Here is a 497-nt window from a genome sequence, read left to right as displayed (position 1 = left end):
CCCTGACTTGAAAGAGGTGATCGAACCGCTTTTGGCCAGCATGACGTTTCTGGAAAGCCAGATCAAAAGCCTTGATGACGCGGTCACCCGGAAAGCCAGGAAGTCGCCTGCCAGTCATCTTTTGATGACCGTTCCGGGCGTGGGGCCGATAACGGCTTTGGCTTTCGCGGCAACCATCGACGATGCGCACCGTTTCACCCGGTCTCGTGCTGTTGGCGCTTATCTGGGGCTGACGACACGCCGCTATCAATCAGGAGAGATGGATTATACGGGACGTATTTCCAAATACGGAGACGGGTTGTTGCGCAGCCTTCTCTTTGAGGCCGCCAACAGCCTGTTAACCATCGTCCGACGACCCCACCCTCTCAAGGACTGGGCGCGGCGTTTGCGCAAAAGGAGCAGCCATAAGAAGGCCTGCGTGGCGCTGGCGCGTAAACTGGCGGTCATCATGCACAAGATGATGGTCTCGGGCGAACCCTTCCGGTGGCCGGAGACTG

General features: G+C 58.1%; 1 protein-coding gene. It reads left to right on the top strand.

Annotated features, from left to right (window positions below):
* On the top strand, nucleotides 1-497 hold a 497-nt coding region (locus TMES_RS22050), incomplete at both ends, for an IS110 family RNA-guided transposase (RefSeq protein ID WP_143589784.1).

Source organism: Thalassospira mesophila (genome assembly GCF_002115755.1).
Lineage (GTDB): Bacteria > Pseudomonadota > Alphaproteobacteria > Rhodospirillales > Thalassospiraceae > Thalassospira > Thalassospira mesophila.
The sequence above is the reverse complement of the archived record's forward strand: the minus strand, read 5'-3'. Positions and strand labels throughout refer to the sequence as shown.